This is a genomic window from Methylobacterium sp. 22177 (assembly GCF_052045615.1).
Taxonomy (GTDB): Bacteria; Pseudomonadota; Alphaproteobacteria; order Rhizobiales; family Beijerinckiaceae; genus Methylobacterium; species Methylobacterium radiotolerans.
The window spans coordinates 1-23,113 of record NZ_JBQEPK010000064.1 but is presented as its reverse complement, the minus strand read 5'-3'; the positions used below and the strand labels follow the sequence as shown (position 1 = coordinate 23,113).

The following is a 23,113-nucleotide window of genomic DNA, read 5'->3' as shown; positions in this document are numbered from 1 at the left end:
CCCGCAACCAGGGCGCGTTCGTCATCAACGCCGCCAACAACTTCCCGGTCGTCTACAGCGGCATCGGCCGCCGCTCCGACGAGTTCGCCGTCGTCCGCGCCGGCCTGAACTACAAGTTCGGCTCGTACTGAGACCACACCGCGACGGTCGCATCGCGACCGTCGCGCCGGACCGAACACGCGCGGGGCCGCTTCCGAGAGGAGGCGGCCCCGTCGCCGTTCGGGGCGGCCGGATCGCGGCCCGGCGCCGCCGGTGCTCGCGAGCGCGGCGACGCGGAAGGTCGACGGCTCGCGGCCGCCAGACGTCCTGCCGGCCCGCGCTCGGGCCTCAGCCGATCGCCCAGAAGAGCGGCAGGGCGCCCGCCAGGAACAGCGCGGAGGAGATGAGCACGGCGGCGCGCTCGCGATGGCGGAGGATGAGGGCGTGGGGCTGTGCGAACATGGGATGGCGGAGCTGAGGGAGCCGGATCGGAGGTGCGCGGTCACGCTGGCATCCGAACCTTGACGGATCGGGGGCAGGGCGCGCCATCCACAGGCCGTCGGCGGCGGGTGTCGCGGCCGTGCCACAGAGGCGGCGGCACGGCCGCCGCCGGGGCCCGCGCCGCGACCGCGACGATCGTCCGGGCGTTCAGGCTGTCGTCCGGCCGCCGGAGCGGCGCGGCGCGCCTCAGGCGACGGCCGCGTCGGGGCGGCCGGGCGGCACGAAGGTCTCGGGCGCGTCGATCTGCTCGGCGAACCGCTCGATCGGCTGCGGCTTGCTGATCAGGTAGCCCTGGGCCTCGTCGCACGCTTCCGCGGCCAGGAAGCGCATCTGCGCGTCCGTCTCGACGCCCTCCGCCACGACGCTCATCCCGAGGCTGCGGCCGAGCCCCAGAACCGCCCGCACGATCACCGCCGCCTGCGGGCTGACCTCGACATGGCCCACGAAGGACCGGTCGATCTTGATCTTGTCGAAGGGGAAGGCCTGCAGCGTCGCGAGCGACGAGTAGCCGGTGCCGAAATCGTCCATCGCGATGGACACGCCGAAAGCCTTCAGACGGCGCAGGATGCCGAGCGCCCGCGCCATGTCGTTGATGATCAGGGTCTCGGTGATCTCGAGTTCGAGCCGCGTCGGCGCCAGGCCCGTCTCGGTCAGGATGGCCAGGACGCGCTCGGGCAGATCCGCCTGCTGGAACTGGCGCGGCGACAGGTTCACCGCGACCTTCAGCGGGTGCGCCCAGCGGGCCGCCTCCCGGCAGGCGGCGCGGAGCACCCACTCGCCCAGCGGCAGGATCAGCCCGCTCTCCTCCGCCAGGGGGATGAAGGCATTCGGCGGCACGAGGCCGCGGGTCGGATGCTCCCAGCGCACGAGCGCCTCGAACCCGAGCAGCCGGCCGGTGCCGGTACTCACCTGCGGCTGATAGTACAGGATGAGCTCGTCGCCCTCGATCGCCTGGCGCAGGTCGCGCTCCAGGTCGCGCCGGGCCGCCTCGGCCTCGTCCATCGCGGGCTCGAACACCCGGTGGGTGTTCCGGCCTTCGGTCTTCGCCCGGTGGAGGGCGAGATCGGCGCGGCGGAACAGCGTCTCGCTGTCGAAGCCGTGGCTGGGCGCCTGGGCGATGCCGACGCTCAGGCCCACCTTCAGCCGCCGCTTGCCGAAGGGGATCGGCGCCTGGACGGCCGCGATCAGGCGGGCCGCCAAGGTCTCCGCGCGGGCGGGGTCGTCCGCATCGGCCACCAGCACGGCGAACTCGTCGCCGCCGAGGCGCGCCACCATGTCGTCGGCCCGCAGCACCGCGCGGATCCGATGGGCCACCGCCCGGAGCAGGAAGTCCCCGGCCGCGTGGCCGAGGCTGTCGTTGACGGTCTTGAAGCGGTCGAGGTCGAGGCACAGCACCGCGCAGGCGCCGCCGTTCAGGTGCAGGTCGGCGAGCCGGATCTCCAGCCGCTCGTAGAACAGGGCGCGGTTGGGCAGGTCGGTGAGGCCGTCGTGGCGCGCCATGTGGGCGACCTGCCCCTCGGCGGCCTTGCGCGCGGTGATGTCGATCTGGGTGCCGATGAAGCGCAGCGCGCGGCCGTCGGCGGCGCGCGCCACCACCTTGCCGCGCGTCATCATCCAGGCCCAGGAGCCGTCCTTGCGGCGCATGCGATGCTCGGACGCGTAGGTCGGCGCCCGCCCGCTCAGGTGCTCGACCAGGGCCCGCTCGGCCGCGCCCGCATCCTCCGGGTGGAGCAGCGCCCGCCACGTCCGCGCGTGGCTCGCCAGTTCGCCGGGCTCGTAGCCCAGAACCCCCCACCAGCGGTCGGAGGACCACGCCTCCCCGGTCGTGAGATCGCAGTCCCAGAGCCCGTCGCTGCCCGCGTCCTGCGCCAGGGCGAGGCGCGTCTCGCTGACCTGCAGCGTCTCCTCGGCCCGCTTGCGCGCGGTGATGTCCGTGAAGGTCCGCACCGCCCCGCCGTCGGGCAGCGGCACGGTGCGGATCTCCAGCACGGTCCCGTTGGGGCGCTCGCGCTCGTAGGTGTGGGCGCGGCGCTCCAGGCCGCTGTCGGCGACCCAGCGCTGCAGGGCTTCGCTCGCCTTCCCGAACTCCCCCTGCGCGATCTGGTATTGCCGGACGGCCTCGAAGGTCGGGCGGGACCGCATCAGGGCCAGCGGCAGGTCGAGCAGCGCCAGGGCGCGGGCATTACAGACTTGAACGACGCCGTCGGCGTCGATCATCATCAGCCCCTGATCCATGGCGTCGAGAACGGTGTCGAGGAGCTTCGCCTTCTCCCGCAGCGCGACCGTCCCACTGTTCATACCCGGGGATCCCAATCGTCCGCCTGAGCGAACATTCTGCTGGACGGTGCGAGCTCCCACCGGCGCGGACGGTACCATCGGGGAGCTTTCCGGATTCTTTCCGGAGGACCTGTGTTCAATCGCTGCGTGCATTTCCGGGCGGCGAACCGCGGCGTGGTCGGGACACGGGCTCCCGGCGCGCCGTCCCGGCCCTTGCCGGACCGTCCGCGGAGCCCTCTGATGGGGCGGCGCGCAGCGGGGACCGGGCCATGGCCGTGAGGCGGATCGTCACCAACATCCGGGCGACGCAGGTCGAGGCGGCGCGGTCCTTCTACGCGGACGTGCTCGGCCTGGAGGTGGTCATGGATCACGGCTGGATCCTGACCTTCGCGGCCCCCGGGATGTCGGCGACGCCGCAGATCAGCGTGGCCAGCGCGGGCGGCTCGGGCACGCCGGTTCCCGACATCTCGGTCGAGGTCGACGACCTGGCGGACATCCTCGCCCGCGTGAGGCGGGCCGGCCTGCCCGTGCTGTACGGCCCGGCCCGGGAGCCCTGGGGCGTGGAGCGGTTCTACGTCCGCGACCCCTTCGACCGGCTGGTCAACATCGTCGCCCATCTCGCGTGAGGCCGGGCCGGCGGCTCACTCGGCCTCGTCCCGGACGAGGGAGATGCAGGTCCGCACCATCTCCTCGAGCCGCAAATCCTTGGTGTCCCCGATATTGGCGGTCTCCTCCAGACAGCGCATGAAGTACGCCGCGTCCAGCTTGGGCGACAGCGTGTGGAAGGCCCGGCCCATCCGGGTCGAGAAATCGATCTTGTCGGTCGCGCTCGCCCGCGGCCACAGCGAGGCCTTGTCGTCCACGGTCAGGCGGGCGGCGTCCGCCGGCAGGGTCGCGCACGCCAGGGCCACTAAGACGATTATAAGCTTGGTCTGCATTGTAAATCTCCGATCCTGCGGCGTAGAACTGCGTGACTCTGCGCAGCGGTGACGGTCGACGGACGCGCTGCTCTTGCGACGGGATGGGAGAAGCGATGCGCGCGGTCCGTCTTTCCGGCCTGGTCTCGGCCGGCCTCCTGGGTCTTCTGACGGCACACGCTCAGGCGCAGACCGCGGCGCAGCCTCAGCCCCAGGCACAGCCCCCGATGCAGGCGCAGGACCCCGCGGCCGCCGATCCGCGGCGCAATCAGGCGGCGAAGCTCGCGGGGCTCGCCGGCTTCGTGAACCTCGAATGCCCCGGCCTGCGGAGCGATCCCGCGCGCCTCAAGCAGACCGTCGAGGCCCTGGGCGTCGATGCCGCGAGCCTGGAGACCGGCGACCTGCACCTGACCGCGACCCGCTACATCGCGGCCTACCAGAAGGACGTCGCGGCCAATTGCCGGAAGGCCGAGGCGACGTTCGGGCCGCAGGGATCGATCATTCCCGGCCTGGTCGTGCCGCGGTAGCCCCGGCCCGCTGTATGCGGCGCTGACGGCGGCCGTCCTCACACCGGGCGCCCGTCCCGCGACAGGGCGATACGCAGGAGGTCGGCGAGGCTGCCGGCGCCGAGCTTCTGCTTCATGCCCGAGACGACGGCCGACACGCTGCGCTGGCTCATCGACAGGCTGTCGGCGATCGCCTCGTTGGACTTGCCCGCCCCCAGCAGCGACAGGACCTGAACCTCCCGCGCGGTCAGGCGCGCGAGGGGCGATTCCAGGAGCCCGGCATTCAGCATCGCGATCTTGGTCGCGACCTCGTGCGGCAGGTAGCTGCGGCCGGCCGAGACGGTCGCCAGCGCCTCGTGAAAGCGCGTCACCGCCGTGTCCTTCAGGACGAAGCCGTGCGCCCCGCCCTCGATGGCGCGGGCGACGATCACCGGGTCGTCGTGCATGCTGAAGGCGAGGATCCGCGTCGCCGGCTCCAGGGCCCGCACCCGGCGGATCAGCGACAGGCCCGACAGGCCCTGGTCGCGGAAGCCGAGGTCGGTCACCACCAGCCCGGGCCGGTGGCGGTGGAAGGTGCGGTAGCCGGACACCACGTCCGCGGCCTCGTGGACCGCCCGGACGCCGGCATCCTCCGCGAGGTGGCGGAAGCCGCGCCGCACGACCGGGTGGTCGTCGACGATCAGCACCGCGTCGAGACCGCGCGGACCGTCCCGCCCCGCCGGGCGGTCGGCCGAGGCCCGGGCGGCGCTCACGGCGTCCCCTCGCGGGCCGGGTGCGGGGCGGCGAGGCGGGCCAGCGCGGCCGCGTGGTCGGCCCCCTGCATCCGGGCGTTGTAGTAGTGCTGGCACATCTCGCCGTAGAGGCTCTTGCGGCGGCCGCGTTCCGCCGCGATGCCGCCGAGACCGTCGAGGATCGCGCCGTAGCCCTCGCCGGTGCCGGCCTCGGCCAGCATCTGGCCGAGCTGGACGGTGCGGTTGGCGATCATGCGCGGGTCCTCGATGAAGCCGTCGCGGGCTCCAGCCAGCGCCGTCGCCATCGCGCGCACCCGGGGATCGTCGGCCGGCAGGGCCGTCCCGGCCTCGCGGCCCGCGAGCCAGCGGGCCGGGTCGGTCCCGTCGGTCGGCGCGAGCCAGGCCGGCAGGGTGCCCTCGGCGGTGGTGGCCACCACCGCCCCGGCTTCGTCGGCGCGCGCGTCGGCGCGCTCGTCCGCCCCGCGGTCGCAGGCGCCGAGGGCCAGCAGGACCAGGCCGGACGCGATCCCGATGCGGCCGGCCCGTCTCATCGCGCGGGCTCCCCCGCCAGGACCGTGCGCGGCCCCTCCGCCACCTTGATGCGCGCCGTCTCGCGCCACGTGGCGAGATCGATCACCGAGACGTCGTCCGAGAACCAGTTCGCCACGTAGGCAAGCGGACCGGCCACCGCGATGCCCTCGGGATAGGGGCCCACCGCCACGGTGGCGACGATCTCGAGCCGGGCCGCGTCGATCACCGTCACGGCGGCGGCGTGCTGGTTGGTGACCAGGATGCGGCTGCCGTCCCCGGTGACCGCCACGCCGTAGGGCATCCGGCCGGCCGGAACCGTGGCGCGGGCCCGCAGCGTCGCCGTGTCGATCACCGTGAGGTCGCCGCTGCGCACATTGGCGACGTAGAGGCTCGCCTCGTCCGGAGCGAGCGCCAGGGCGAAGGGCGCCTCGCCGGTCGGGACCACGGCCACGCGGGCCATGGTCCCGGTGTCGATCACGCTGACCTGACGGCTCTCGCGATCGGCGACGTAGAGCCGCCCGCGCCGGTCGAGGACGAGGTGGGCCGGGTCGCGGCCCACCGCCGCGGCGCCCTCGACGGCGCCGGTCGCCGCGCAGATCCGCAGGACGCGGTCGCCCGACCAGTCGCCGACGTACAGGCGGGCGCCGTCCGGGCTCACCGCGAGGCCGAAGGCCTGCCCGGGGACGGGCAGGCGGCGGGGCGGCTCGCCGGGCGCGACGACGGTGACGGCGCGCCCGTCGGGGTGGGTCAGGTAGAGGCGGCCGGCCCGGTCGGCCGCCGCCGCCACCGGCGCCGGCCCGAGCGGGATCCGCCCGGCCACGGTCCCGGCCTCGACCCGCGCCAGCTCGGCCCCCTGCTGGCTGACGACCCAGACCGGGCCGCCGGCCGCGGACGGGACACTGGTCCCAGCGCCGATCCCGGCCGCGACCGCGACCGCGAGCGTCGCGATCAGCCGGAGGTGGCGCATGCGGGGCCTCAATGGGTTGTCCGGCCCTCGACGGCCGCCTTCAGGCCCTTGAGCCCGTCCGCGAAGTAGCGGTTCATCGCCGCGCGCCCGGCCTCGTCGCTGAGGTTCTCCGGCGGCTCGTTGCCGGTGTCGCCCCGGTAGAAGCGGCCGATCCACGACACCTTGGAGCCGGTCCCGTCGGGGGTCACGGTGAGCGTCGCCGAGTAGGAGGAGACCGGGAGCGCCTTCAGGTCCGGGTCGGACATCCGGTACGAGTAGGTCCGGCCGTCGGCCAGCCACTCGTCCAGCCCCTCGACCAGGGTGCCGCCGGCCTTGAGGGTCACCCGGCGGGTCGTGCCCTCGACATTGCCGCCGCTGGCCTCGGCCTTGGCCACGTCGGGGTGCCAGCGCCCGATACCGCCGAAATCGCCCACCACCTTCCAGACCGCGTCCGGGGGCGCCTGGATGGTGATCGACTGGTCGATCTTCTGCGGCGTCGGCCCGTGGGCCAGCGCCGCGCCGGCGAGGCCGAGGACGGCGAGGGCCGGGACGAGGGCCGGGACGAGGGCCGGGACGAGGGCCGGGACGAGGGCCGGGACGAGGGCGAGGGGCATCCGCATGGTCAGGTCCTGATCGCTCCGGTCGGAGCAGGGGTTGGAGCAGGGTGGGCCGCGCGCCCGCGGAGCGCGCGAAGGGCACGGGCGAGGGGGCTCGCCAGGAGGGCCAGGAGCGTCAGCCCCAGGGCCGCCGCCAGCAGGGCGGGCCGCGGGTCGAGGCGGCCGGGCAGCGGGCGCGGCGTCGCCGCGGCGCGCAGAGGGGTGGCGAGGCCGCCCGGGCCGTCGAGATGGACGTAGCCGAGGCCGGTCTCGGCGGCGAGGCGCCTCAGGTAGGGCTCGCGGACCGCGGAGAGGTGCTCGGTGCCGTGGGCCGCCTGGGCGCCGAAGGGGGCGTTGCGCGGGTTGTAGCCCTCGCGCGATTCCGCGTCGGCCGGGGGCGGCCCGGAGCGGTTCTCCTGCTGGACGTCGCTCTCGCCGAGGAAGCCCGTCTCGCGCCCGCGATCGTCGAAGCGCGGGATCGGCGACAGGCCGTAGCCGCCGGCGCCGACGATCAGCCCGCGCACCGCGCCGGGCCTGCCGTCGAAGGTCGGGCCGCCGGAGGCGGGCAGGGGCGGCGTCTCCTGGCCGTCGGTGACGAACAGGAGGTCGGCGTCGATCTCCCCCGCCATGGCGATCGACCGGAACAGGCCGGCCGCGACGCGGCTGTCCCCCTCCCAGGCCATGCGCGGGTCGAGGGCCGCGATGGCGCCGTCCAGCGGCGCGAAGTCGGCGCAGACCTCGACCGGCGTGAACAGCAGGAACGGCCTGCGGTCGGTGAACAGGCCGAGCGCCACCCGCGAGCCGCAGGGGAGGTCGGGCAGCGTCGCCCGCAGCGCCGCCTTGACGGTCTCGAGCCGGCTCACGGAGCCGGCGGCGGCGGGATAGTCGCGCACCGCCATGCTGCCGGTGATGTCGACCACCGCCAGCACCGACACGCCGGTGCGGGTGAACGGGATCGGCGGGGCGACCAGGGCCGCCAGCGCCAGCGCGAGGGCGGCCGCCAGGGCGCGGAACCGCCCGTCGCGCAGGTTGCGGGCGACGAGGGGGGGCAGGACGGGGGGCAGGACGCGCCGCGGTCTCACGGGCCGCCCCGCGGCTGGCCGGGGATGTCGGTCCAGATCGCTTTCGGCTCGGCGCGCAGCTCGTCCCCGGTCTTGCGGTCGAATTCCGGGTAGTCGCGCACGAGGCGCGAGGCGACGTCGAGGTTGTACTTGGCGTCCCAGAACTCCGGCCGGGCCTGGAGGGCGCGGCGGTAATCCTGCCGCGCCAGCGTCACCTGGGGCGCGGCCTTGTCGAGGTCGCCCCGGCCGATCAGCGCGAAGGCCTGCCGCATCCGCGCGTTGCCGATGACGTACCGCGCCCGGGCCGCCTCCCGCACCGCGCCGGCGCGGTCGAGGGCGTCGAGGAGGGGCTCGGTCTCGCCGAGACGGTCCCGGGCGGCGAGGAAGCCGATCCGCGCCGTCAGCAGGGCCGGCCGCGCGTCCGGGTCGACCGGCCGGTCGCGGCCCGCCTCCAGGGCGGCGATCCGGTCGTCGTCGCGCGCGGCGCTCCAGCCCGCGACGGCGAACCACAGGGCGGCGGCCGCGAGGACCAGCGGCAGGGCGACCAGCAGGGCCGGCCGGACCCGGCGCCACGCCGCGGCGGCGCCGAGGCGGGCGCGGGCGGCGCGGCGCGGGGCCGGGCCGTCGAGGAGGGCGCCGGCGCTCATGCCGCCCTCCGCGCCGCCGCGCCCGCGGCTTCCGTCGGGGTCTCCGCCGCGGTCTCCGCATCCGCCGGCGCCCCCGCGAGGTCCGCCCCCGCGAGGTCCGCCTCCGCGAGGTCCGCCTCCGCGAGCTTGGCGAGGACGAGCCCGGCGAGGCCGAGCGCGGCGAGCGCGGCGGCGAGCCCGGTCAGGTCCCGGCGCGGGCGCTCCTCGACGTAGGGAATCGGGTCCCGCTCCAGGGCCTCGATCTGCCGGATGGCGGCGGCCACCGCCTCGGCGCCCTCGGCCTCGAAGGCGCGGTAGGGCACGCCGAGGCTCTTGAAGAACAGGTCGAGATGGCGCTCCGGCGCGGCCTGGGGCGTGTCCTCGCCGGCCGGCCGGTCGGCGATGCCGGGCGAGCCCTTGGTGCGCAGGAACAGCCAGTACAGGTTCGGCCGGATCCGCGCGACGGCGGCGCGCAGCTGGTCCTGGACGCGCGGGTCGATCACCGCGGCGCCGTCGGAGACCAGCAGGAGCACCCGCGAGGCGCCGACATCGACTCCGAACTGCGACAGGGCCATGCCGAGGCCCCGGCCGATATTGGTGTAGTCGAGGCCGGGCCGGTCGATGGCGGCGATCGCCGCCCGCACGGCGTCGTGGCGGTCGGTCATCGGCATGACCAGCATCGGCGCGGTGGAGAAGGCCGTCACGGCGAACAGGTCGTGCGCCCGCGCGCCGACGAAATCGGCGAGGAGGCGCCGGGAGGCCGCGGCCTTCGACTCCTCGGCGCCGGAGGGCTGCCGGCCCGCGAAGGTCTCGTTCATGCTCCCCGAGCGGTCGATCAGCAGCGAGACCTGCGCGCCGATGCCGAGGCGCTCGATCCGCGCGCCCGTCCGGTAGGGGCCCGCCAGGGCCGCGATGAGGCCGGCGACGGCCAGGATGCCGGCGAGCGTCAGCGTGCGGCCGAGCCAGGCCGAGAGGGGGTCTGCCGGCGCGGCGGCGACCGCCGGCACGGACGTCCGGCGCAGGGCCGAGCGGGCCAGCGGCAGCAGCGCCAGCGGCAGCAGCCACAGGACCCAGGGATCGGTCGCGCCGAGGCGGGGGAGGAGATCGGTCACGGCCTCACGCGCTCCGCTCCGCCGCCGCGAGGCGCGCCAGGAGCGCCTCGGCCTCGGACAGCGGCCAGGCCGCGCGCGCGGCCGGCAGCTGGCCGCCGAAGAAGGCGAGGCGCGAGGCCTCGAAGAAGCGCGCGAGCTCCGCCGCCCGGCCCCGGAAGGCCCCGTGCCGCGCCAGGAAGGCGCCGAGATCGTCGGCCAGCACCCGCCTTCCGTCGGTCTCGTCGAGGCCCCGGTGCAGGGCCAGCAGCGCCGCCCGGTAGGCCTGATCGGGCTCGCCCCCCGCCTGCCGCCGGAGCGCGCGCAGCGCCGCCGCGAAGGGGCGGCCCGGCCGCTGCCGGAACGGCCCCCAGGCGCGGTCGTGCGCCAGCGCCAGCGCCGCGAGGCCGGCGAGGGCGCCGAGGCCGGCCGCCGCCGCGACGTCCGGTGCCGGATCGATCCGCCCGCCGCTTCCGTCCGGGCGCAGGTACTCGGCCGGATCCTCGCGCCGCTGCGGCTGCACCTCGCGCAGGGGCGAGACGCCGAGGCTCCAGCCCGGCACCTGGACGGCGGCCGTGGTGAGGCCGGTCGCCGCCTCGCTCGCCAGCGTCAGGGGAAAGCCCGGCACCTCCAGGGTGCGGGCGTCGAGGGCGGCGTAGAAGCTCTGGTAGGTCAGGCGCAGGCGCACCCGACGGGCGCCGGCCACCGGGGCCTCGTCGACCGCCACGGCGCGCAGGTCGAGCCAGTAGGTCACCGGACCGGGCCGGGGCAGCGTCGCGCGCTGCAGCCGGAAGTCGGGATCGGCCAGGATCTCCACCTGCGCCTCGACCAGGTCGCCCAGGAAGATCCCGAAGGGCCGCTTGCTGCGCACCTCGACGGAGCGCACCTGCGCGGCGGCCGTGCCGGCCGTCAGGGCGAGGGGCGCGGCCAGGACGCCCGCGAGGAGGCCGGCCAGCAGGAGGGCGGGACCGCGCGCGCCCATGCTCAGGTCGTCAGCAGGTGGCGGGTGAGCGCCTGGGCGTCGAAGCGCCCGGCGAGCCGGAAGACCCGGCGCGCGAAGGGCGCGGCGGCGCGCTCCAGGGCGGCGATCCGGTCCCGCTCCCGGGCGATCCAGGCCCGGCGCAGGCTCGGGCGCAGCAGGACCACGCGGCGGCCGCCGCCCTCGAGATCGTCGAGTTCGACGAGGCCGAAGGCCGGCAGCGCCTCCGCCTCGGCGGGGTCGGCGAGCAGGATCGGCACCGTGTCGTGCGGCGCCAGGGCGGCGAAGACCCGGGCGATCAGGCTCTCCGGCCAGCGGAAGTCGGAGGCGAGGAAGACGAGCTTCGGCCGCCCGGCGAGCCGCCGCGCGGCCTCGAGCATGCCGGCGCAGCCGCGCCCCGCCCGCTCCGCGCCCGCGACCCGCTCGGCGGCGGCCACGGCCGCGCCCCGGTGGCGGGTGGCGGGCAGGGTGAGGTCGTCGCGCAGGGTCTCGTCGCAGCCGATCAGGCCGAACCCGTCGCTGATCCGGGTCGCCGAGACGGCCAGGGCCCGGCAGAGATCGCCCGTGAGGCGCGCCCGGTCGGCCGTGCCGCGGAAGCCCATCGAGGCCGAGAGATCGACCAGGACCCAGGTCTCGACCGCGGTCCGCGCCTCGAAGCGGCGGACATGCACGCCCTCGAACGGGTCGCGCAGCGTCGCGCGCAGGTCGATGCGGCGCGCATCCGGCAGTTGCAGGAACGGCACCTGATCGCGGAACGGGCCGGCGCCGCCGGCGTCGCGCCCCCGGTGGAGACCGGCCCTGCTGCCGCGCGGCCGCCAGCGCGGCAGGTAGACGATGTCGGCCGTGCGCGGGTCGCTCACGGCGCCGGCACCGTCTCGAACGCGGCCCGGCACAGGGCCGGCACGATCGTGCCGCGCTGCAATTCGTGGACGGGCTCGAGGAAGACCCGGTGGGCCATCACCTCGGTGAAGACCGCCCGCACATCCTCCGGCACCAGCCAGTCGCGGCCCTCCAGCCACGCCCGCACCCGGGCGGCCCGCACCAGGAAGGCAACGCCGCGCGGCGAGGCGCCCCCCTGCACGAGGGTGGCGGTGTCGAGGCCCGGGAGCCGGATCCCGGCCTCCGCGGGGCGGACCAGCGCGTCCCAGAGGGCCACCACGTAGGCCTCGATCGACGGCTCCGCGCGGACGGCGTGCTGGATCGCGGCCGCGATGCCGCCGATCCGGGCGTGGTCGAGCACGCCCTCCGCGACCGCGCCGACGAGGGCGTCGGTGTCGTGGAAGCGCGGGTCGAAGACCAGGCTCCGGCGCACCGCCGCGTCCCGGGGCGCCTCCAGCCCGATCTCCATCAGGAAGCGGTCGCGGGCCGCGGCCGGGAGCTCGAAGGTCTCCTCGCGCTCGACGCGGTTGCGGTCGGCGAAGACCTGCAGGTTCGGGAACGTGTAGGTGCGGCCGAAGGCCTGGACGCTGCGCTCGGCCATCAGCCGGAGCAGCAGGGCGTGCACCTGCGGCCGCGCCCGGTTGATCTCGTTGAAGAAGAACACCGAGAGATCCTCGGCCCGGGCCAGGACCGGGCCGGGATCGACTCGCGGCCGGCCGTCGGGGCCAAGATAGGTGTGGTAGATCAGGTCGGTCGGCATCATGTCGACCGTGCCCTCGACGCGCTCGTAGGCGCCGCCCAGCGCCCGGGCCACCGCCCGCAGCAGGGTGGTCTTGCCGACGCCGACATCGCCCTCGAGCATCACGTGGCCGCGGGCGAAGATCGCGATCGTCGCGAGGCGGATCGCCCGCTCCTGCCCGACAACCGCCTTGGCGACCTCCGCCTCGAAGCGGGCCGCCGCCGCCCGCCAGTCGGTGAGCATCGTGTCTCCGGGACGGAGGGTGTTCATGACGCGGTGCCTGCGGTGTCGGGCGGGGCGCCGGAGCGGCGGCGCCGGGTAACGGTGCGGCGTGTCGGTGCGGCGCGCGGTGCCGAGCGTCGCTGCGGGCCGGCGCCGCGGCGCGGGCCGGCCCCGGGCCGGTCGGACCAGCCGCGATCAGTTCGACGAGATCTTGGCGACGTCGTACTCGAACTTGCCGGTCTTCTTGGCGTTCTCGATCCGCTTCCTGTTGCGCTCCTCCATCTGCTTGATGGATTCGGCCTGCTTGCTGACCTCCTTCGGGTCGTGCTTGGGATCGTACTTGGTCCCTGCGACCTTCTCGGGGAAGCCGGGCTTCGGCTGCCAGCAATTGCCCGGCGCCTTGCAGGTCTGCCCGTCATAGGCCAGCGCCGGCACCGCGAAGGCCGCCCCCGCGATCAGCATCGCCGCCGTGATCACTGTGCGCATCGTAGATTCCTCCGTCTCTTCCTCGGGCGGCCGGTCGGGCCGTGGGTTCGCCCCGTCTCGCGCGGGGCGCGACTTGCCGAGAGCGGCTAGTCCAGCGGCTTGCACTGGCCGGGCACGTCCTTGGCAAAGGTCTCGCCCTCCTTGAAGGGCTTGTAAGTCTTCTTCTGCTCGTCGGTGAGCCACTCGGCATCCTTCACCGGACCCGTGTAGAGATGACGGATCCAGGCGATGACCTGCAGCATCTCGTCGGGATTGAGATCCTCGTTGTGCGGGCCCATCATGCCGTTGGCGCCGCCCCAGAGGGTCGAGAACAGGCCGACATCGGTCGTGTTCGCCGGGTAGGTCCAGTAATCGTCGTTGAGGCCGGGCCCGACCTTGCCCTCGCCGAGATGGCCGTGGCAGCCGGAGCACGAGGTCAGGAACAGGCTCTCGCCGTTGCGCAGGCAGGACTTGTCGTCGATGTAGAGATTCTTGCCGGTCTGGAAGAAGGTCTTGACCGCCTGGGTGTCCCGCCCGCCCGGCTTGCCCTCGGCCGTGTCCATCGCCTCGCCGGTGATGGTGTTGCGGAAGACGATCCCGGTCTGCGGGCCGGACTGGGGCTGCGCGCGGGCCGCGACGGGCATCGCCGCGGCGAGGGTGAGAAGGGCGACGCGGGCCGAACGTACGATGAGCATCTGTTGAGCGGGTCCTGATGTCCTGATCGACGTCGCGAGCGACGTCTGGTCGATGTCTGGGGCGGTGTCTGGCGCGGTGTCTCGGTCGGCGGCCCGGTCGCGCCGGGCCGGGCGGAGGCGGGGCGGGCGCAGCTCAGTTCGAGGCGACGACCGGCACCCCGTCCTGCTTGAGGATCGCCGCGATCGCCGGCCGGGCCTTCTCGATCCCGGCGTCGAGCGCCTTGCGCAGGGCCTCGTCGTCCTTGCGCACGCCCATCGACTGGTCGAAGACCTGCGGGACCTTGCGGCCGTCGCTGCCGACCGTGTCGGCCGGGACCAGCGTCATGCGCAGGGGCGTCGGGGACTCCTTGACGTAGCGGGCCACGTCCGGGCCGAAGGCGACGCCGACATCGGCCTTGTCGGTGGCGACCTCGCTGACGATGCGGGCCGGGTCGATCTGGGTGTACTGGTTGCGCGGCGAGCGGAAGTTCACCAGCGAGTAGAGGTAGGCCATGTCCTCCTCGTAGCGGCCGATATCCTTGAGCATCGCCTCGCCGGGGGAGCCGAACGGCACCACCATGTGGTCGAGGGTCTTGAGCCGCGGGTCCGACCAGGACTTCACGTCGAGATCCTTGTCGGCGCGGGTGATGAAGACGTAGCCGCTCCGGTAGTACGGCCGGGTGGTCAGCACCCGCGGATCGTCGCTGTCGAGCCCGACGACCACGTCGCAGGTCCGCTTCTCCAGGCCGTCGCGGACGAGGTAGATCGCGGGCTTCGGGAGCCAGACGAAGACGGGCTTCTTCCCCATCGCCTCGGCGACGGCGACGGCGACGCGGTTCTCGAGCCCCGAGCCGTCCTTCATCGAGAGCGGCGGCTGCTTCTCGGAGGCGCAGATCCGCAGGGTCGCGGGGTCGGCCGGCGGCGCGGGCGGGGCCTTGCCGGGCTCCGACTGGATGGCCTGGGCCTCGGATTCCTGGGCCGCCACCGGCCCGGCGGCCAGGGCGGCGAGCGTCAGGACGGCGGCGAGACGGGCCGCCAGGATGCGGGCGCGCGGGCGCGGCATGGACGTTGATCCCTGTTGTCGAAGCGTTTCTTGATGGCGTGTCCGGATGGCGTGTCCGGGGACGGGCGGGGCGCCGGAGGGCCCCCCGCGCGTCGGGATCCGATCCCGAAACCCCGCCGGCCGGAGGCCGACGGGATGCGGGCGGGGTGCGGGTGGCCGTTACTTGGCGGCGTGCTGCGCGTACTCGCCGACGTTCGGGTCGTCGTACGGGCCCTTGCCGTCCAGCGAGAACACCATCACGCCGCCGCCCATCTGGGTGTAGTTGGCGAGCTTCTTGAAGGCGCCCACCGCGCCGAGGCCGGCGGTCGGGTCGGCGAGGTCGAACACCAGGCCCACGCCCGGCCAGCCGCCGACGCCGTAGTAGATGGCGACGTACTGCGTGCCCTTGTGGGTGTAGGTGATCGGGTAGCCGATGGCGCCCGACGGCAGCTTGAACTTCCAGAGGAGGTCGCCGTTGTCGGAGTCGCGCGCCTTGATGAAGCCGTCCAGCGTCCCGTAGAGGACGAGGTCGCCGGCGGTCGCGGTGGTGCCGCCCCAGACCGCGAAGCGCTCCATCTTCTCCCAGTTGAACTTGCCGGTGATGGCGTTGTAGCTCTTGATCTGGCCGAGGCCCTCGTAGTTCTGCCGGTCACCCTTCGGGCCCGGATACATGTTCAGCGTCGCACCGACGAAGAACTGACCCGCCCGGTAGGGCAGCATGAAGGGCTCCCAATCCATGCAGATGTGGTTGATGCCCATGTAGAAGGCTTGCCGCTTCGGATCGTAGGAATCGTGACCCTGGTTGTGGTAGCCCATCGCCGAGGGACAGATGTCCTTGGCGAGGTGGTCCATCCGGGTGCCGTATTCCGGATCGCGCACCGGCGTGCCCGTCTTCAGGTCCACCGACTTGAACACGTTGACGGTGTCGTCGATCTTGTTGGCCGAGACCAGCGTGCCGTCCGTCCGGTCGAGGGTGTAGACGATGCCGTTGCGGTCCGGGTGGGTGAGGAGCTTCCTCATCTTCCCGTCCTTGTCCTTCTGGTCGGACAGCATCATCACGTTGACGCCGGCATAGTCCCACTCGTCGTGCGGGGTCTTCTGGTAGCCGAACTTCGCCTCGCCGGTGTCGGCGTCGCGGCCGAAGATCGTCATCGTCCACTTGTTGTCGCCGGGACGCATGGTCTCGTTCCACGGCGCCGGGTTGCCGGTGCCGAAGTAGATCAGGTTGGTGCCCGGATCGTAGGCGTACCAGCCCCAGTTGGTGCCGCCGCCGATCTTCCAGGCGTCGCCCTCCCAGGTCGCGGTGCCGAGGCCCTTCTGGCCGTAATGGGCGTTGTGGATGTTGAAGTCCTTGGCGAGCAGCAGGTCCTCGTCCGGGCCCGTCGCGTAGGCGCGCCAGACCTGCGCGCCGGTCTTGACGTCGTAGGCGGTCAGGTAGCCGCGCACGCCGAGCTCGGCGCCCGAGGAGCCGATGATCACCTTGTCCTTCACCACGTAGGGGGCGATCGTGAGGGTCGAGCCGACCTTGATGTCGGAGTTCTCGACCTTCCACACCGTCTCGCCGGTCTGGGCGTTGAGGGCGGCGACGTTGCCGTCGAGCTGGGTCTTGAGGATCAGCGCCGGGGTCTTGCCGTCGCCGGGCCAGTAGGCGAGGCCGCGGTTGACGAGGTCGCAGCAGGCCACCGAGCGCGCGGCCGGGTTCTGCTTGGGCTTGTCCTGCCAGAGGATCTTGCCCGGATCGTCGAGGCCGAGGGCGAAGGTGTTGTTGGGGAACGAGGTGTGGATGTACATGACGCCGTCGACGACGAGCGGCGCGCCCTCGTGGCCGTTGAGCAGGCCGGTGGAGAACGTCCAGGCCGGCTTGAGCTGCTTGACGTTGCTCTTGTTGATCTGCGTCAGGTCGCTGTAATTGTTCGAGTCGTAGTTCTTACCGGGCATCACCCAGTTCTCGTCGCTCTTCGATTTCTCGATGAGCTTGTCGTTGGCCTGCGCCACGCCCGCCATGGCGACCGGCGCGAGCGCCATGATCGCCAATGCCGAGACGGAATTCCGGAGCCTGATCATCCTGCGTCTCCTCGCCGGACTGCCACGCCGTTTGGCCTCACAGTCATCGTGGTGTTCATTCGACGGCGGCACGACTTTCACCGACAAATCCGTCTCTAGCGTCGCGATATCCGGGCTGTTTCCAGTATTCGCTGAGCTTATAAAAGACTTATTATCGTTGTGCGCCGCTTGATTATTCGCACGGCTTGTAATGCGTGTCTTTGCAAAACGAAACATTTCTTTTCGGGATGATCCGGCAACAGAACACCGGAGATCTGGTAAGATCACGCGGGCCTTGACCGCGAGCCGGCCTTCACCCCAGACAGGCCGGAGCGATGTGCGGGCGTGCGGGCCCCGAGCCGTCCGCCGACCCGTTCCGGGAGGACGCCATGGGTCGTGTCACGGGCTGCGCGGCCCGCTCTCTGGCGCTGGCGGCCGGACTCGCGGCCGGGCTCGCCGCTGGACTGGCGGCCCGCCCGGCGTCCCCGGCCCCGGCGCCCGGGACCGGCGGGGAACGCCGTCTCGCGGCGCTCTATCAGCAGGACGGGCGGCGCGAACTGACGGGGGCCGACCTGGACCGCTTTCCCGGCGCAGGCGTCCTGTGGTGCCGGCGCCCGGACGGGATCCCCCAGAAGGCCGCCGCCGCGTGGCTGATCGGGAGCCGGTCCCTCGTGCTGATGAACGCGCACAATTTCCGCAATCGACAACTGGAGGTCACCCGAACCGTCGCCGATTGCTACTTTCAGATCGCCGGCCGGAACTACGCCTTCGTGCCCGACGTCCTGGAACTCGGCGTCGAGCCCGAGGCCCGGCGCCTGCACATCACCGACGACTGGGCGCTGCTGCGCCTCTCCGAGCCGGCCGAGGCGCGGCCGCAGCCGATCCCGGACCCGCCCACCCTTCCGACCGGCGACCTGACGCTCCCGGTGACGATGGTCTCACCGGCCGGGCACGAGAACTACCGGGGCCAGAGCAGCCGGGAATCCTGCGCCGTCCGGCGGATCGATCCGCCGAGCGAGGGCGCGATCCGCCGCGCCCGCCACGATTGCAACGACGGCTACGGCGGATCGGGCTCGGGCCTGTTCGACGCGGAGGGCCGTCTCATCGCGATGCAGAGCGCGTCGCTCTCGATGAACCAGCGGCACGCCTTCGACATCGAGTTCCACTACGGCTCGGCGCTGCTGATCGAGGGCCGGCTCCACGAGGCCCTCAAGGCTCGGGCCCTCGAGACCCGGGACCGCTAGCGCGGGCCGCCGGACTTGCGCGGGAATTCCGGTAAGCCCCCGGTAAGCAAGGCGGCGATTTCCGGACCTGTCCCGGGCGAAGTTCTCGACGGCGATGCGCCGGCACGGCAAAACTTAACGTTGAGCCACGAATCTGGTCCCGCGAGGGAGCCGGTATGCCCGCTGTCGGAACGTTCAGGGTCTGCGCGCCGGGACGGCCGCCGTTCGCGGCGGCCGTGGCAGAGGGCGTGGCCGAGGCGGTCGCGCTGCCATCCGTGCTCGTCACGATGCTGGGCAGCCTGATCGAGGCCTGGCCGCGGCAGATCTACACACAACCGCTGGTGACGACCCGCTTCCTCGGCCAGCGGACCACCTACGTCTGCGATCCCGGCCACATCCGCAGCCTGATGGTCGACCAGGCCGAGGCGCTGGAGCGGGAGCCGTTCATGCTGCGGGCGCTGGCCCCCGCCCTCGGCGCGGGGGTCCTCACCGCGGACGGAGCCCGCTGGCGCCGCCAGCGCAGGACCGCGATCCCGATGTTCCGCCCGGACCGGGTCCGGAGCTTCGTGCCGGCCATGGCCCGGGCCGCCGCCGCGACGCGGGCGCGCTGGCGCGACGCCGACCCGGCCGGGGCCGAGCGGGACATCCTGCGCGAGATGATGCGCACCGCCTTCGACGTCATCGTCGCCACGATGGTCTCGGGCGATCCGCATCTGGAGGTCGAGCCCTTCGGGGCCGCGATGGACGCCTATCTCGGCCAGACCAGCTGGAAGATCGCCCTGGAGATGCTGCGGGCCCCGGGCTGGGTCCCGCATCCGGGAGCCCGGGCCGGGGCGGAGGCGGTGCGCTACCTGCGCGGCGAGGTCGCCCGCACGATCGCGCGCCGCCGGGCCCGCGGCGAGCCCGGCTCCGACCTCCTCGGCCTCCTGCTGCAGGCGCGGGATCCGGAGACCGGGGCGCCGCTCCCCGAGGCGAGCCTCGTCGACAACCTGCTGACCTTCGTGTCCGCCGGCCACGAGACCACGGCCCTGGCGCTGGCCTGGACCTTCCGGGTCCTGGCCGAGCACCCGGAGGTGGAGCGGCGCGTCGTCGCCGAGATGGCGCGCCTCGGCGACGATCTCGCCGCCGATCCCGAGGCCGCGGACCGGCTCCCCTACACCCGCCAGGTGCTCCTCGAGGTGATGCGCCTCTATCCGCCGGCGCCGCTGATCGTGCGGCGGACACGGGCCCCGGTCCGGCTCGGGGACACGGTCGTGCCGGCCGGGCAGTCGGTCCACGTGCCGGTCTACGCCCTGCACCGGCACGCGCTGCTCTGGGACCGGCCGGAGGCGTTCGACCCGGACCGCTTCGCGCCGGAGCGGGCCGCCGCGCGCGACCGCTACGCCTACCTGCCGTTCGGCGCCGGCCCGCGGGTCTGCATCGGTATGAGCCTCGCCCTGACCGAGTGCCTCGTCATCCTGGCGACGCTGCTGCCCGCCTTCCGCCTCCGGCCGGTGACGGCCGAGATGCCGGCGGCGCAGTTCCGCGTGACCCTGCGGCCCAAGGGCGGCCTGACGATGAGGGTCGCGCCCCGCCCCGGGGCCGGCCATGTCGCCTGACATGACCGCGGACGCGTCCGGCCCGCCCGGCGCGATCGAGCCGACCGCGCGGCGGAGATCCTGGCCGGGCCGCGCGGCATCGCTGCTCGGCCGCCTCTGCGGTCCCGACGCCGACGACGCGCTGCCGAACCGCTACCGCCTGCAGGTGCGCGCGGGGCTCCTCGACGAGACGCTGAAGCTCGCCACCTACTCGGCGGTGACGCACCTGATCATCGCGCTGGCCGTCGCGTACTTCTTCTGGGGCTCGGCCTCGCACACCTACCTCCTCGGCCTGCTCGCCGTGGTCGCGGTGCTGATCGCGGCGGCGACCTACGCGACCTGGCTCTACTGGCGCACCCACGGCGACACCGCCTCGGCCGCCACCGTCCGGTGGGGTTGCCGGATCTCCGCCGGCCTGGCCTTCGCCCTGGGCCTCGCCTGGGCGACCCTGCCGGTCGTGCTGTTCGCCCCCTCCGGCGGCGACGCGCGGCTGCTCGTCGTCGCCATCGTGACCGGCCTGATCTCGGACGCCTACGTGGTCGGCCCGCTCCTGTCGGTCTCGTACCTGTTCGCGGTCCCGGTCATCGTCGGCAGCTTCGTCGGGCTGGCCCGGTCCGGGGAGCCGGTCGCGCTCAGCCTCGGCTTCCTGCTCGCGGTCTACGCGATCTTCGTGGTGACGAGCGTGAGGCGCATGAGCCGCCTGTCGCGCCAGCGCATCCTCGACCGCGTGCGGGTCGGGGACCAGAGCGAGACGATCGGGCTGCTGCTCAACGCCTTCGAGGCGAATGCCAGCGACTGGCTGTGGGAGACGGACGGGACCGGGCGGTTCCAGCACGTCTCCACCCGGATGGCGGACGTGCTGGCCTGCCCGGTGCGGACACTCCAGCACGCCTCGTTCCCGGCGCTGCTCGCCGGCCGGGCCGAGGCCTCGCCCAAGGGCTCCCCCGAGATCTCGCCCGAGATCTCCCCCGAGGCCGATCAGAGCGCCGACCTGCTGGACCGCCTCCGGCGGGGCGTCGCCTTCCACCAGCACCTCATCGCCGTCGACACGCCGGCCGGCCGGCGCTGGCTCCGGCTGAGCGGCAAGCCGTTCCTCGATCAGAAGGGGCGCTTCGCGGGCTTCCGGGGTGTCGGCTCCGACGTGACGGAGGCCCGACGGGCGGAAGCGCACATCGCCTACCTGGCCACCCGGGATCCGATGACCGGGCTGTCGAACCGGGTCATGTTCCACGACGTCGCGTCCGAGGTCTGCGCGGCCGCCGCGCAGACCTCGCCACAGGCTCCGGACGCGACGGTCAGCCTGCTCTACCTCGACCTCGACGGCTTCAAGACCGTCAACGACAGCATCGGCCACGCCGCCGGCGACGCCCTGCTGGGGCAGGTCGCCGATCGCCTGCGCGCGCTGCTCCCGGCCGACGCGCAGGCGTTCCGCCTCGGCGGCGACGAGTTCGCGATCCTGCAGCGCGGCCGGGACGGCGCGGCCGCGCGGGCCCTGGCCGAGGCCACGATCGGGGTCCTGCGCGAGCCCTACCTCATCGACGGCGTCCGGGCGGAGATCGGCGTCAGCGTCGGGATCGCCTGCGCCCCCGCGGACGCGACCGAGCCCGAGGACCTGCTCCGGAAGGCGGACCTCGCGCTCTACAGCGCCAAGCAGGGCGGCAAGGGGCGCTGGCGGGGCTTCGACCGCGACCTGGAGGTGCGCGTCCAGCGCCGGCACGAACTCGACGAGGCGATGCGGCAGGCCCTCGCGGACGGCGAGATGGCGCTGCACTACCAGCCGCTGGTCGGCCTGCAGGACGGCCAGGTGGTGGGCTGCGAGGCGCTGCTGCGCTGGACCCGGCCCGGTCTCGGCCCCGTCTCGCCCGCCGAGCTGATCCCGATCGCCGAGGGAACGGGCTTCATCCTCGCGATCGGGCGCTGGGCCCTGCGGCGGGCCTGCGCGGAGGCGCTGACCTGGCCGGCGCGCCTGCGCGTCGCCGTCAACATCTCGTCGGTCCATTTCCGCCGGCCCGACTTCTTCGCCGACGTCGCGGCGGTGCTGAGCGAGACCGGCCTGGCGGCGGAGCGCCTCGAGATCGAGATCACCGAGTCGATCTTCCTGGCCAACACGCCGCACGTGCTGGACAATCTCCGCGCCCTGCGGGCGCTCGGGGTGCGGATCGCCCTCGACGATTTCGGGACGGGCTACTCCTCGCTGAGCTACCTGACGCAGTTCCCGGTCGACAAGATCAAGATCGACCGCGCCTTCGTGCGCGACCTGAGCAGCCGCCCCGAATGCCTGACGGTGATCGAGGCGATCATGGTCATCGCCCGCGACCTGCGCATCGACGTCACGGTGGAGGGCGTCGAGACCGAGCAGCAGGCCGAGCTCCTGCGGCTGCGGCGCTGCAACAGCGCGCAGGGCTTCCTGTACAGCCCGGCGCGGCCGCCCGAGGAGATCCCCGGCCTGATCGAGCGCCTGCCCCGGACGGCGCTCCCGGCGGAGCGGGCCGTCCGCGCGGTCGCCTGAGGGCGACAGGGCCGGGATCCGGGTTGCCACGCGGGTGCCAACGGCTCTAGCGGGGGACGACCACGCGGAACCGGGACAGAGGCGCGCCATGCCCAAGGTCGTCATCAGCGAGTTCATGGACGAGGCCGCGATCGCGGCCGAGCTCGCCGGCCTCGACGTGGTGTACGATCCCGGCCTCGTCGACCGGCCGGAGGACCTCGCCGCCGCCGCCGCCCGGGCCGACGCCCTGATCGTGCGCAACCGGACGCAGGTCCGCGGCGCCCTGCTCGACGCCGCCCGCGACCTCACGGTCGTCGGCCGCCTCGGCGTCGGCCTCGACAACATCGACCTCCCCGCCTGCCGGGCGCGCGGCATCGCGGTCTACCCGGCCACCGGCGCCAACGACGGCGCGGTCGCCGAGTACGTCATCGCCTCCGCGCTGCTGCTCCTGCGCGGCGCCTACGGGGCGAGCGCCGCCGTCGCCGCCGGCGCGTGGCCGCGCAACGCCCTGATGGGCCGCGAGATCGCCGGCAAGCGCCTCGGCCTCGTGGGCTTCGGCGCGATCGCCCGCGAGACCGCCCGGCGGGCGGCGGCGCTCGGCATGGCGGTCGCCGCCCACGACCCGTTCGTGGCCGCGGACGACCCGGCCTGGACCCAGACTTGGACCCCGGCCTCGGGCCCGGTGGAACGGACCGCCCTCGACGCGCTGATCGCCGGCAGCGACGTGCTCTCGCTGCACGTGCCGCTCACCGACGCGACCCGCGGCCTGATCGACGCGGCGGCGCTGGCGCGGATGCCGACGGGCGCGATCCTGATCAACGCCGCCCGGGGCGGCATCGTGGACGAGGCGGCCGTGGCCGCCGCGCTGCGCTCCGGCCATCTCGGCGGCGCGGCGCTGGACGTGTTCGAGCGCGAGCCCCTCGACCCGGCCGCCGGCGCCGTGTTCGCGGGCGTGCCCAACCTGATCCTGACGCCCCACATCGCCGGCGTGACCCGGGAATCGAACGTGCGCGTCTCCGCCGT

22 protein-coding genes and 1 pseudogene are annotated in these 23,113 nt (G+C 73.7%); 7 read left to right on the top strand and 16 right to left on the bottom strand.

What is annotated here, in order from left to right; translation table 11 throughout:
* Positions 1-131 (top strand): annotated as a pseudogene (locus ACTJK8_RS29910) (porin family protein); the annotation flags it as partial.
* Positions 132-666: 535 nt separating this feature from the next.
* Here the strand turns inward: ACTJK8_RS29910 and ACTJK8_RS29905 are convergent.
* Complete coding sequence (locus ACTJK8_RS29905) at positions 667-2,778, bottom strand: putative bifunctional diguanylate cyclase/phosphodiesterase (RefSeq protein WP_012321114.1); 2,112 nt, start codon at positions 2,776-2,778, stop codon at positions 667-669.
* A gap of 248 nt (positions 2,779-3,026) precedes the next feature.
* Here ACTJK8_RS29905 and ACTJK8_RS29900 point away from each other — a divergent pair, with 248 nt between their 5' ends.
* Positions 3,027-3,383, top strand: a complete 357-nt coding sequence (locus tag ACTJK8_RS29900; RefSeq protein WP_116657025.1) for a VOC family protein — start codon at positions 3,027-3,029, stop codon at positions 3,381-3,383.
* Between the two features lie 15 nt (positions 3,384-3,398).
* Here the strand turns inward: ACTJK8_RS29900 and ACTJK8_RS29895 are convergent, their stop codons facing one another.
* Positions 3,399-3,695 carry a hypothetical protein gene (locus ACTJK8_RS29895; protein ID WP_234740869.1) on the bottom strand — a complete coding sequence of 99 codons (297 nt, stop codon included), beginning with the start codon at positions 3,693-3,695 and terminating at the stop codon, positions 3,399-3,401.
* Positions 3,696-3,790: 95 nt separating this feature from the next.
* Here ACTJK8_RS29895 and ACTJK8_RS29890 point away from each other — a divergent pair, with 95 nt between their 5' ends.
* A complete protein-coding gene (locus ACTJK8_RS29890) occupies positions 3,791-4,201 on the top strand; it encodes a hypothetical protein (protein WP_058607828.1) in 411 nt (136 codons plus the stop codon).
* A 38-nt stretch (positions 4,202-4,239) separates the two neighbouring features.
* Here ACTJK8_RS29890 and ACTJK8_RS29885 read toward each other — a convergent pair whose 3' ends face one another.
* The 14 genes from ACTJK8_RS29885 to ACTJK8_RS29820 all read right to left on the bottom strand — a co-directional run bounded on the left by ACTJK8_RS29885 (position 4,240) and on the right by ACTJK8_RS29820 (position 16,823).
* Positions 4,240-4,932, bottom strand: coding sequence for a response regulator transcription factor (locus ACTJK8_RS29885; RefSeq protein ID WP_012321118.1), 693 nt, complete (start codon positions 4,930-4,932; stop codon positions 4,240-4,242).
* Complete coding sequence (locus ACTJK8_RS29880; protein WP_012321119.1) at positions 4,929-5,462, bottom strand: hypothetical protein; 534 nt, start codon at positions 5,460-5,462, stop codon at positions 4,929-4,931. The genes ACTJK8_RS29885 and ACTJK8_RS29880 overlap by 4 nt, the downstream gene beginning before the upstream one ends.
* Positions 5,459-6,409, bottom strand: coding sequence for a YncE family protein (locus ACTJK8_RS29875; RefSeq protein ID WP_024828919.1), 951 nt, complete (start codon positions 6,407-6,409; stop codon positions 5,459-5,461). The genes ACTJK8_RS29880 and ACTJK8_RS29875 overlap by 4 nt, the downstream gene beginning before the upstream one ends.
* 8 nt (positions 6,410-6,417) lie before the next feature.
* The gene (locus tag ACTJK8_RS29870; RefSeq protein ID WP_440763012.1) at positions 6,418-7,002 is read right to left on the bottom strand and encodes an SRPBCC family protein; all 585 of its coding nucleotides are present in this window, start codon (positions 7,000-7,002) and stop codon (positions 6,418-6,420) included.
* Positions 7,003-7,010: 8 nt separating this feature from the next.
* Complete coding sequence (locus tag ACTJK8_RS29865; RefSeq protein WP_024828917.1) at positions 7,011-8,066, bottom strand: vWA domain-containing protein; 1,056 nt, start codon at positions 8,064-8,066, stop codon at positions 7,011-7,013.
* A complete protein-coding gene (locus ACTJK8_RS29860) occupies positions 8,063-8,692 on the bottom strand; it encodes an MxaK protein (RefSeq protein ID WP_116657030.1) in 630 nt (209 codons plus the stop codon). The genes ACTJK8_RS29865 and ACTJK8_RS29860 overlap by 4 nt, the downstream gene beginning before the upstream one ends.
* Positions 8,689-9,783, bottom strand: a complete 1,095-nt coding sequence (locus tag ACTJK8_RS29855) for a vWA domain-containing protein (protein WP_058607832.1) — start codon at positions 9,781-9,783, stop codon at positions 8,689-8,691. The genes ACTJK8_RS29860 and ACTJK8_RS29855 overlap by 4 nt, the downstream gene beginning before the upstream one ends.
* 4 nt (positions 9,784-9,787) lie before the next feature.
* Positions 9,788-10,741 carry a hypothetical protein gene (locus ACTJK8_RS29850; RefSeq protein ID WP_012321125.1) on the bottom strand — a complete coding sequence of 318 codons (954 nt, stop codon included), beginning with the start codon at positions 10,739-10,741 and terminating at the stop codon, positions 9,788-9,790.
* A gap of 2 nt (positions 10,742-10,743) precedes the next feature.
* Positions 10,744-11,598 (bottom strand): DUF58 domain-containing protein, encoded by an 855-nt coding sequence (locus tag ACTJK8_RS29845; protein ID WP_059409877.1) that lies wholly within the window; start codon positions 11,596-11,598, stop codon positions 10,744-10,746.
* Entirely contained in the window at positions 11,595-12,626 is a 1,032-nt protein-coding gene (locus ACTJK8_RS29840) for an AAA family ATPase (protein ID WP_440763011.1), read from the bottom strand. Before ACTJK8_RS29840 ends, ACTJK8_RS29845 begins: the two co-directional genes overlap by 4 nt.
* A 147-nt stretch (positions 12,627-12,773) precedes the next feature.
* On the bottom strand, positions 12,774-13,064 hold the full coding sequence (locus ACTJK8_RS29835) for a methanol dehydrogenase [cytochrome c] subunit (protein ID WP_012321128.1): 291 nt from the start codon (positions 13,062-13,064) through the stop codon (positions 12,774-12,776).
* 86 nt (positions 13,065-13,150) lie between these two features.
* The gene (gene moxG / locus ACTJK8_RS29830) at positions 13,151-13,738 is read right to left on the bottom strand and encodes a cytochrome c(L), periplasmic (protein ID WP_012321129.1); all 588 of its coding nucleotides are present in this window, start codon (positions 13,736-13,738) and stop codon (positions 13,151-13,153) included.
* A 133-nt stretch (positions 13,739-13,871) separates the two neighbouring features.
* A complete protein-coding gene (gene moxJ, locus ACTJK8_RS29825; RefSeq protein WP_024828912.1) occupies positions 13,872-14,780 on the bottom strand; it encodes a methanol oxidation system protein MoxJ in 909 nt (302 codons plus the stop codon).
* Positions 14,781-14,939: 159 nt separating this feature from the next.
* The gene (locus ACTJK8_RS29820) at positions 14,940-16,823 is read right to left on the bottom strand and encodes a methanol/ethanol family PQQ-dependent dehydrogenase (RefSeq protein ID WP_012321131.1); all 1,884 of its coding nucleotides are present in this window, start codon (positions 16,821-16,823) and stop codon (positions 14,940-14,942) included.
* 368 nt (positions 16,824-17,191) lie between these two features.
* On the opposite strand from ACTJK8_RS29820, the gene ACTJK8_RS29815 reads away from it, so the two are divergent.
* From ACTJK8_RS29815 to ACTJK8_RS29800, 4 genes are all read left to right on the top strand, one after another.
* Positions 17,192-18,046: a trypsin-like serine peptidase gene (locus tag ACTJK8_RS29815; RefSeq protein ID WP_076730125.1), complete on the top strand. Its 855-nt coding sequence runs from the start codon at positions 17,192-17,194 to the stop codon at positions 18,044-18,046.
* Positions 18,047-18,201: 155 nt separating this feature from the next.
* Positions 18,202-19,623: a cytochrome P450 gene (locus tag ACTJK8_RS29810; RefSeq protein ID WP_116657032.1), complete on the top strand. Its 1,422-nt coding sequence runs from the start codon at positions 18,202-18,204 to the stop codon at positions 19,621-19,623.
* Complete coding sequence (locus ACTJK8_RS29805; protein WP_029361435.1) at positions 19,613-22,111, top strand: putative bifunctional diguanylate cyclase/phosphodiesterase; 2,499 nt, start codon at positions 19,613-19,615, stop codon at positions 22,109-22,111. The genes ACTJK8_RS29810 and ACTJK8_RS29805 overlap by 11 nt, the downstream gene beginning before the upstream one ends.
* Before the next feature lie 88 nt (positions 22,112-22,199).
* Positions 22,200-23,113, top strand: a 914-nt coding sequence (locus tag ACTJK8_RS29800) for an NAD(P)-dependent oxidoreductase (protein WP_440763010.1), incomplete at its 3' end; no start/stop codon positions are given.

What these genes read in the sequence shown, in the direction of transcription:
- ACTJK8_RS29895 (WP_234740869.1), bottom strand. Translation starts at nt 3,695, where the DNA reads ATGCAGACCAAGCTTATAATCGTCTTAGTGGCCCTGGCGTGCGCGACC.
- ACTJK8_RS29890 (WP_058607828.1), top strand. Translation starts at nt 3,791, where the DNA reads ATGCGCGCGGTCCGTCTTTCCGGCCTGGTCTCGGCCGGCCTCCTGGGT.
- ACTJK8_RS29875 (WP_024828919.1), bottom strand. Translation starts at nt 6,409, where the DNA reads ATGCGCCACCTCCGGCTGATCGCGACGCTCGCGGTCGCGGTCGCGGCC.
- ACTJK8_RS29815 (WP_076730125.1), top strand. Translation starts at nt 17,192, where the DNA reads ATGGGTCGTGTCACGGGCTGCGCGGCCCGCTCTCTGGCGCTGGCGGCC.
- moxJ (WP_024828912.1), bottom strand. Translation starts at nt 14,780, where the DNA reads ATGCCGCGCCCGCGCGCCCGCATCCTGGCGGCCCGTCTCGCCGCCGTC.
- ACTJK8_RS29905 (WP_012321114.1), bottom strand. Translation starts at nt 2,778, where the DNA reads ATGAACAGTGGGACGGTCGCGCTGCGGGAGAAGGCGAAGCTCCTCGAC.
- ACTJK8_RS29860 (WP_116657030.1), bottom strand. Translation starts at nt 8,692, where the DNA reads ATGAGCGCCGGCGCCCTCCTCGACGGCCCGGCCCCGCGCCGCGCCGCC.
- ACTJK8_RS29805 (WP_029361435.1), top strand. Translation starts at nt 19,613, where the DNA reads ATGTCGCCTGACATGACCGCGGACGCGTCCGGCCCGCCCGGCGCGATC.
- ACTJK8_RS29900 (WP_116657025.1), top strand. Translation starts at nt 3,027, where the DNA reads ATGGCCGTGAGGCGGATCGTCACCAACATCCGGGCGACGCAGGTCGAG.
- ACTJK8_RS29820 (WP_012321131.1), bottom strand. Translation starts at nt 16,823, where the DNA reads ATGATCAGGCTCCGGAATTCCGTCTCGGCATTGGCGATCATGGCGCTC.
- ACTJK8_RS29810 (WP_116657032.1), top strand. Translation starts at nt 18,202, where the DNA reads ATGCCCGCTGTCGGAACGTTCAGGGTCTGCGCGCCGGGACGGCCGCCG.
- moxG (WP_012321129.1), bottom strand. Translation starts at nt 13,738, where the DNA reads ATGCTCATCGTACGTTCGGCCCGCGTCGCCCTTCTCACCCTCGCCGCG.
- ACTJK8_RS29870 (WP_440763012.1), bottom strand. Translation starts at nt 7,002, where the DNA reads ATGCCCCTCGCCCTCGTCCCGGCCCTCGTCCCGGCCCTCGTCCCGGCC.
- ACTJK8_RS29880 (WP_012321119.1), bottom strand. Translation starts at nt 5,462, where the DNA reads ATGAGACGGGCCGGCCGCATCGGGATCGCGTCCGGCCTGGTCCTGCTG.
- ACTJK8_RS29840 (WP_440763011.1), bottom strand. Translation starts at nt 12,626, where the DNA reads ATGAACACCCTCCGTCCCGGAGACACGATGCTCACCGACTGGCGGGCG.
- ACTJK8_RS29850 (WP_012321125.1), bottom strand. Translation starts at nt 10,741, where the DNA reads ATGGGCGCGCGCGGTCCCGCCCTCCTGCTGGCCGGCCTCCTCGCGGGC.
- ACTJK8_RS29835 (WP_012321128.1), bottom strand. Translation starts at nt 13,064, where the DNA reads ATGCGCACAGTGATCACGGCGGCGATGCTGATCGCGGGGGCGGCCTTC.